This is a genomic window from Hyalangium sp., from assembly GCF_035629615.1.
In the GTDB taxonomy this organism is placed as follows: Bacteria; Myxococcota; Myxococcia; order Myxococcales; family Myxococcaceae; genus Hyalangium.
Genome location: NZ_DASPHO010000626.1, coordinates 46,556 through 54,282, shown reverse-complemented (window position 1 = coordinate 54,282; position 7,727 = coordinate 46,556). Strand labels below are relative to the sequence as shown.

General features: G+C 70.5%; 6 protein-coding genes. 3 read left to right on the top strand and 3 right to left on the bottom strand.

Annotated elements, in window-relative coordinates; all coding sequences use genetic code 11:
* Both VD972_RS32065 and VD972_RS32060 read left to right on the top strand, forming a co-directional pair.
* A partial coding sequence (locus VD972_RS32065; RefSeq protein WP_324992594.1) for a hypothetical protein occupies window positions 1–445 on the top strand: 445 nt, incomplete at its 5' end.
* 71 nt (window positions 446–516) lie between these two features.
* A complete protein-coding gene (locus tag VD972_RS32060; RefSeq protein ID WP_324992593.1) occupies window positions 517–2,973 on the top strand; it encodes a ribonuclease H-like domain-containing protein in 2,457 nt (818 codons plus the stop codon).
* A 22-nt stretch (window positions 2,974–2,995) separates the two neighbouring features.
* On the opposite strand, the gene VD972_RS32055 is transcribed toward VD972_RS32060, so the two are convergent.
* The 3 genes from VD972_RS32055 to VD972_RS32045 form a co-directional block, all read right to left on the bottom strand.
* Window positions 2,996–4,180, bottom strand: a complete 1,185-nt coding sequence (locus VD972_RS32055; RefSeq protein WP_324992592.1) for a hypothetical protein — start codon at window positions 4,178–4,180, stop codon at window positions 2,996–2,998.
* Window positions 4,181–4,262: 82 nt separating this feature from the next.
* Window positions 4,263–5,177 (bottom strand): FtsW/RodA/SpoVE family cell cycle protein, encoded by a 915-nt coding sequence (locus VD972_RS32050; protein ID WP_324992591.1) that lies wholly within the window; start codon window positions 5,175–5,177, stop codon window positions 4,263–4,265.
* Between the two features lie 24 nt (window positions 5,178–5,201).
* Window positions 5,202–5,645, bottom strand: a complete 444-nt coding sequence (locus VD972_RS32045; protein WP_324992590.1) for a hypothetical protein — start codon at window positions 5,643–5,645, stop codon at window positions 5,202–5,204.
* 217 nt (window positions 5,646–5,862) lie between these two features.
* On the opposite strand from VD972_RS32045, the gene VD972_RS32040 reads away from it, so the two are divergent.
* Window positions 5,863–7,539: an RluA family pseudouridine synthase gene (locus tag VD972_RS32040; RefSeq protein ID WP_324992589.1), complete on the top strand. Its 1,677-nt coding sequence runs from the start codon at window positions 5,863–5,865 to the stop codon at window positions 7,537–7,539.
* The last annotated feature ends 188 nt before the right edge of the window (window positions 7,540–7,727 follow it).

Sequence of the window (7,727 nt, the reverse complement as noted above, 5' to 3'; positions counted from 1 at the left end):
CCCTTTTTCGAGGGCCCTCATGAACCTCCGTCCCCTGCTGTGCGTGCTGTGCCTCGGCCTGGCGGCCGGTTGCTCCAAACCCATTACTCCGGACCCCATGCCCGACAACTCGCAGCCTCCCACGCAGCCAGAGACCCCCTCGACCGGAGCTGGCCAGGGCCAGCCGGTGGCGTACACGGTGAAGAACAGCGGGATCCGCTGCTTCGCGCCGCCGTGCCCCACGCACCTGGCCGTGCCCGTGAGCAAGCCGGACGCGGAGGCGATCCAGATCCACGAGATCGACTTCCAGGACGTGAACCCCTCGGAAGAGAAGCGCGAGGAGCTCATGCGCAAGGCGGACGAGTCTCCGGAGGGCCTCAAGGTCGAGGCCGTGCTGGAGACGAAGCTGAAGGCCGGCCCCGCCGGCGACGCCACGGTGCTGCGCGTGAAGAAGGTACTCCAGTAGTTCGCTGAGCCCGCGCGGCCCACCTACAGCTCTGCGCGGGAGCTCCCAATAGAGTGCAGCTCGGTTCGCCCATGACCCGCCAGATCGAGGAGGAATGGCTCTGGGGCTGGGACCCCACGCCGGGCATCATCTCGGTGTGGGCGGAGCCCGACGGCCGTGCGTTCGTCTGGAGGCGGCTCCCCAAGAGCGGAGAGCTCGTCCGGGAGGACCTGCGCTTTCGCCCTTGGCTGCTCCTCTCCTCGCTGGACGACCTGGCGCACCTCGGCGCGAGGCTCCGCCCTGAGCAGGAGGGGCCTGCGCCGCAGCGTGTCACCTGGCAGGAACTCACAGGTCCTGGCGCACTTCGCTACCTGGTGCGTGCGGACGATGGGAACGCGCTGAGTGCCGCGGTGCTCCATGGCGCCACTCGGCGGCTCGGGCGCTCGTTCGGACACCTGCGCGAGCTGGGAGCGGACACGGTGCTCGCGCTGCCACCGGAGGAGCAGTACCTCATTGCCTCGGGGCGCACGTACTTCCGCGATCTCAGCTTCGATGATCTGCACCGCATGCAGCTCGATCTGGAGACCACCGGGCTCGATCCCGGCCAGGACCGGATCTTCCTCGTGGCGCTCCGCGATCCTGCTGGCAGGACGGAGGTGCTCGAGGTCCAGGGCGACGGCGATGCCGCCGAGGCCGACCTCCTCCAACGCCTGGTCGCGCGCGTGCGTGACTTCGATGCGGACGTGATCGAGAACCACAACCTCCACGGCTTCGACCTGCCGTTCCTCGCCCGTCGGGCCCGGCAGCTCAACGTGCCGCTCGCGCTGGGGCGAGCCGGCTCTCCGGGCCTGCGGCAACGCCCTGCCGCGCGGGGTGCCTCTCTGGGGCGAGGCACCTCGGAGCGCGCCCGCGACCCGCTGCGCCGCATGCGGTTCACGGTTCCCGGGCGCGAGCTGATCGACACGCTGGACGCCGTCCTGCGGCACGACTTCTCGGCCCGCGATCTGCCGGGCCATGGCCTCAAAGCCGTCGCGAAGCACCTCGGCCTTGCAGGCCCGGAGCGTGAGCACATTCCCGGAGCCCGGGTGTTCGAGTTCTTCCGTCGCGATCCCGAGCGGGTGCGGCGCTACGCCCGCGACGACGTGACGGAGGCCGCGGGCCTCGCGCGCATGCTGGGGGGCGCAGCCTTTGCTCTCGCCCGGATGGCCCCGCGTCGCTACGAGCGCTTGGCGGACGCCGGCCCTGCCACGGGCGTGCTCGATCCGCTCCTCGTGCGCGCCTACCTGCGGGCGGGGGCCGCACTGCCCGCCCATGAAGGAGGCGACGGCACCTCCCACAGCGGTGCGGCGCTCCACCTGTTCGCCACGGGCGTGGCGCGGCACGTGGTGAAAGCGGACGTCGCGAGCCTGTATCCCTCGCTGATGCGCGAGTACCGGATCGGGCCTCGGCGCGATCGGCTTGGCGTGCTGCTCGCGCTGGTGGATCGGCTCGTGGACCAGCGGCTGGCGGCCAAGGCTCGGGCGCGTTCCGCGGCGCCTGGATCGCCGGAGCGTCACAGCAACGAGGCGCTCTCCGCGGCGATGAAGATCGTCGTCAACTCGGCCTACGGCTACCTCGGCGCGGTCGGGCTCACGCGCTTCGCGGATGTCCACGCCGCCAACGAGGTGACGCGGCGCGGGCGTGAGGTGCTGGGGCTGCTGTGCAACGAGCTGGCACAGCGCGGCGTCACGCTGCTGGAGGCCGACACGGACGGGGTGTACTTCGCCGTGCCGGAAGACTGGCGCGAGGCCGACGAGCGCCGGGTCGTCTCCGAGGTCGCGGCGCTGCTGCCCCCCCGAGTCCACCTCGAGTTCGACGGCCGCTACGCCGCGATGCTCTCGCACGAGCCGAAGAACTACGTGCTGCAGCCCTACGAGGGGCCTCTCGTCCTGCGAGGCGTGGCATTTCGCTCCAGCCGGGCGGAGCCCTTCGGCGAGACCTTTCTGCGCCGAGCGCTGCGCTGCCTCCTCGCGGGAGACATTCCCGGCGTGCGGGAGGCCTACGTCGCGACGGTCACGGCGCTGCGTCGGCGGGAAGTCACGACCCTCGATGTATCGGCGCAGGTCCGGCTGACCAAGGCCCCGGAGCAGTACCTGGCCATGCGCGAGCGCAGGCGCGAGCTGCCCTACGAGGCCGTGCTGGCGAGCGGGCGGACCCACTGGACTCCCGGAGAGCACGTTCGGATCTACCGAGCGGTGGGAGGGCGTGCGGGCCTGCTGCCCGACCCGGAGGCAGAGGACGACGGCACCCCCCGGAACCCGGTGCGCGAGGACGGCGCCGCCAGCGCCGTGAGCGATCCGCGGGACTACGACGTCGAGTACTACGCCCGGCTGCTCCGAGAGACATTCGCAGCCCGGCTGGTGCGCGCGCTAACACCCGAGGACTTCGCGGCGGTGTTCGCCGATCCCGACCAGCTCTCCCTCTTTGCACCCTCGCTGTCGGACGCACGGCCCGTCCTCACCGTGCTGCTCGACCCGCGGAGCGATCCCCTGCGGGGCGAGGGCGAGTGATGCGAGGAGCCTGGGTCACTCTCTAGAGGGCCTCCCCGGCGAAGAGCTGGGAGGCACGCTGGTTCACGAACTTGGGAGCAGGCCCGGCGAGGCCCGGCTGGCCCGCGGCCCCTGACGGACCCGAGCTGCCCCTGCTTCCATCCGAGCCGTACGCCCCTTGGGAGCCCCGGCCACCCTGGGCCCCATCGCCACCACTGCCGCTCGTGCCTCCCTCCCCCGCGAGGCCTGGGCCATTGACGATCCGGATGCGCTCCTTGAGCGCCGCTTGCTTGCTGTCGAGCTTCACGGTCACCGCCGCTCCCCGGCCGCCGATGCCCCCCGTCCCCCCCGCGGCACCATTGCCGCCATTGCCGCCGCTCCCGTTACAGCACTGGCCTGAGGTGTACTCGCCGTGCCCAATGGCACCCATGCCGCCCTGCCCCCCGTATCCGCCCTTTCCACCCGCTCCACCTGACACGTCCACCGTCAAGGGAGCCCCCGTCGGATCCAGCAGGTAGTACGCCTTCTTCTTTCCCCCCACCTGCTGCACGCGCACGAGCACCAGCTGCCCCTGCTGGGGATGATTCATGGAGCCCACGGCGACCTCGACCGGGAGCGCATCTCCCCCGGGTCCACCGAGTCCGCCCGGGCCGCCATCACTCCCATGGCCTCCCGCTTGCTGGGCGGAGGTGCCTGCCGAGCCAGAGTTGCCGGTCATCCCACGCTCGCCCTCCTTGCCTGGCTCGCCTCGGAAGTCGGCAGTCCGCTCGCACTTGAAGTCCGGCGCGAGCTTGAGCTGCGCGGACAGCCCGGGCTTTGCCGCCGCCGCGGTGATCACCACCTCCTGCAGCGCGGCCTTGGGGGAGTCGGCCAGGAACTCCCACTCGCCCTGGTTGGAGATCTTGCCCACGCTGGCGCTCCACTGGAGGAGCTTGAAGAGCTCCTGACCCTTTCCTTCCTGGATGCCCTCGTGCGTGCTGCCCTCCACTGAGACGACGAGCCGCAGCTTCGGTGGCTGCCCGCCCTGGCAGTAGGTGGTGCTTCCATCGGCGGTCGCGAGCTCCACGGTCTGGAGGTTCTCGGCGCTTGGCTCCTTCTTCTTCGCCGCCGCCGCCGCTGCCTCCGCGGCCCGCTGGTTCCGGGCCGCTTCCTGTGCCGCAAGCTGGGTGCCGAGCAGGCTGCAGCCCGCCGATGACCCGAGCAGGCCCGCAATGAGCGCCCACCGCATCCATCCACTCCCTCGAGACGATTCGTGCATGTTGATCCTCTGTGGAGGGAGCATCATGGCACGGTGACTGCCTGCCAATAAGTCACATCGCTGGGTCCTGATTCGCGGCCCGCGGCGCCCCTTGGACCGCAAGCTGGAGAATGCCCAAGAGGGAGTACCAGCCGAGCACAGGCCCAGCCCCGGCTCCCAGCACCGGGACTGGGAAATTCCCCAGCTCCGTCACGACGAGGGTTGCCCCGAAGTAGAGAGCGAAGGCTGCAGCCAGCGGTGCGGCCTCGCTGCGCACCGAGCGCAGCCACATCGCGCCGTATGCTGCGGGGAGCACGAGGGCGCCCAGAGTCACCAGGGCGGCGACGAGCCAGGGCGCTCCCCGGTCTGCCGCCATGTGGAGGATGCGCTCGACGTGAGGAACCGCGCCCAGCGGGTCAGGCCGAAGCCAAGCGCCCGCAACGCCCATCACGGCCAGAGCGCACCCCACCCCTCTCCACCCTGTGGCAAGCGTCCGCGTGGCGCCGATCAGGACCGCAGCGCCGACGCCGAACGCCGTCGCCTGTCCTGCATCGGGTTGGAGCACGTGGAGAGCCTGGCTCACAGCAATGACGACGAGCGCGAGAGCGGGACGCCCTTGGCTCAAGAGCCCTGCCACGGCCAGCAGGAGCCAGGGCATCGTCACCGCTGACGCATTCAGCCGCACGGGACCGAGGGCGATCCAACGGCTCACCCCTTCGAGGTCGGGAAACAGGCACGTCGTGGCGAGGAGGAGCTCGACCGTGATCGCGATGGCAAGAACTCGGCGGATGACGTTCTCCCAGGAGCGCCGTGCCAGCACTGCCACGAGTGCGAGCCCGAGCACCGCGGCCACGACGTTGACACCAAAGGCCTTTGCGGAGACGCCATGGGCGTGGGCCACGAGGCCACCGATGACGATGGCTGGGAGCGGGAGCACGCGCAGGACCCAGACAGGGAAGAGCATGGGCGCCCACAGTACGTCGAGCACCCATGAGGACGAAATCGTTGGCCCTCAGTAGCGGATGTCCATGCACACCTTCAGGACCGTGCCCGCGGGAAGGGCCGGCGTGGTGCGCAGGTGCAGCGAGAGCGTCGTCCGTGCCCACAGGTTCGTCTTGAGCTCGAACCGGAAGCGCTGCCCCGACTGCAGCTCCACGAACTCCGTGCCGCCTCCATCACTGGACTGGAGGTGGCCTGCCACGACCGTCCCCGCAACAGGCGAGTCGATCCAGGCACTGCAGTCCAGCGTGAACCCGGAGCAGTAGCGCTTCACCGAGGCGTTCGCCATGCCTCCCTGCCCAAGCGTCACCTCGAAGGCCATGCTCGTACGCGAGTTCGCATGAAGCCCGGGGACGCCCAGCAGCTGGCCGCGCTTGTCCGCCATGCGCGCCATCGCCTGCGCATAGAGCTCATCCGAAACACTCGCCAATGCATCCGTAAAGGTCAGGGTCTCCATCACACACCTCTTCTCACCCCGGGGGGGGCTGTCGAGCTGTGAGGGATGCAACGCAAAGGCCACGGCGATTTCAGAGGGAGACACTCGGAACTGCTGCCGCCATGGCCCGGCATGACTGAAAAACTTGCGGGGTCTCCGGGCCAGGGACTGTAAGCAGGCAGGTTTGGGAAGCCTCGTGTGTGGCACGCTGTAGGGCAGCATCGTGAGAGACACGCCCTTGCAAGATGTCGTGACGTACTTCGATCCGCAGCCGGCCTCGACCGAGGTGCCGGTGCGGCTCGCAAGTCCGTTTGCTCATGACCCTCCGCACTCCCTGGCGCGCCGGGCCGCCGAGGAGCTGCAGCTGCACCTGCGCCGCGGCGACCTCTCCGGCAGGATCAACCTCGCCGCCCTCGACAGGCCTGGCCGCGGCAAGATGTTCGGTGTGCTGGTCGTCGCGGCGCCGGATGGCCGCATCGGCTACCTGCGCGGGTTCTCGGGCATGCTCGGCGACCGCTGGCACCTCGACGGGTTCGCGCCGCCGCTCTTCGATCCCAACGCTCGCGACGCCTTCTGGCCTGCCGGCGAGGCCGAGCTGCGCGCGCTCGACGTGCGCCATGCCGAGCTGGTGGAGGGGGCCGAGCCCGTGGCGCTGCGCGCGAGCCTCGCCGAGCTGACCGCGCGACACGCCGCCGCCGCTGCCGGGTTGCGTGCGCGCCACGACGCGAACCGCCAACTCCGGCACGACGCACGCCGACGCCTGGCCCACTCAGCGCTCGGAGACGACAAGCCTCATGCGGCCCTTCACGCGCTCGGGCAGGAGAGCCGCGCCGATGACGCTGAGCGCCGGCGGCTGGACGCGGCGCACCACCAGGAACGTGAGCTCCTGGCATCGGCCCTCCGAGCGCTCGACGCGCGCCGCGCGGAGCTCGAGCACCTGCGCGCCGAGCGCTCCAGACAGCTCTGGCAGCAGATGGCCTACGCCTATGTCATCCCGAATGCCCGCGGTGAAGAGCGGCCCTTGGGAGCGCTGTTCGCACCGGAGCCGCCACCGGGCGGAGCGGGAGACTGCGCCGCGCCGAAGCTCTTCGCTCATGCCTACCGTCACCGCCTGAGGCCGCTGGCGCTCGCCGAGTTCTGGTGGGGGGCGCCACTCCTCATAGGAGAGCGGCACGCGGGCGCGTACTACCCGGCGTGCCACAGCAAGTGCGGCCAGGTTCTGCCGTACATGCTCGAGGGGCTACCCGTCGACCCGGCGCCCGTCCTGGGCGCTGCCCCCATCCACGAGGATGAGCCGCGGCTCCTGTACGAGGATCCATGGGTGCTCGTCGTCGACAAGCCTTGCGGCCTCTTGTCGGTCCCCGGCCGCCACGATCCGCTGCGCGACTCGGTGCTCGTCCGTCTCCGGAGAAGGCACCCGGACGCCACCGGGCCGCTCGTCGTGCACCCTCTCGAGCCCGAGATGTCCGGGCTCCTGCTCGCAGCCAAGGACGAGGAGACCCACGCGGCCCTCCAGCGGCAGTTCGCGCGGCGCGAGGCAGACAAGCGCTACGTCGCCTGGCTGGACGGCCGCGTCACTGGCGACCAGGGCGTCGTCGAGCTGCCTCTTCGGGCCGATTTCGAACATCGTCCCCGCCACACCGTCGACCCCCGCCACGGCAAGCGCGCCATCACCGAGTGGCGAGTCACGCAGCGGACCGAGGCCCGAACCCGGGTGTCGCTCTTGCCTCGCACTGGCCGGACGCACCAGCTTCGCGTCCACGCCGCGCATCCGCTCGGGCTCGGCGCCCCGATTGTCGGAGACCGGCTGTACGGCGGCGACGACACGCGCCTGATGCTCCACGCCGAGGCCCTGACGTTCGTCCATCCTCGTACCGGCGAGCGCATCGACCTGGAATGCCGTGCACCCTTCTGAGGCTGGCCGCCACCCGCCCTACGGCCAGTGTGAGCCGTGCGTCGCTGTAACCCCAGGATCCCCCGGCAGGCGCACGGGCCCGGTGTTATCCCTGGCATCCCCATCCGGGGTGAGGGAGAGTGCGTCTTGGGCTCCCCCTCCTACCGTGCGAGCGGGCACCTGGAGGCACTCCAGCATCCCGGAGGCCC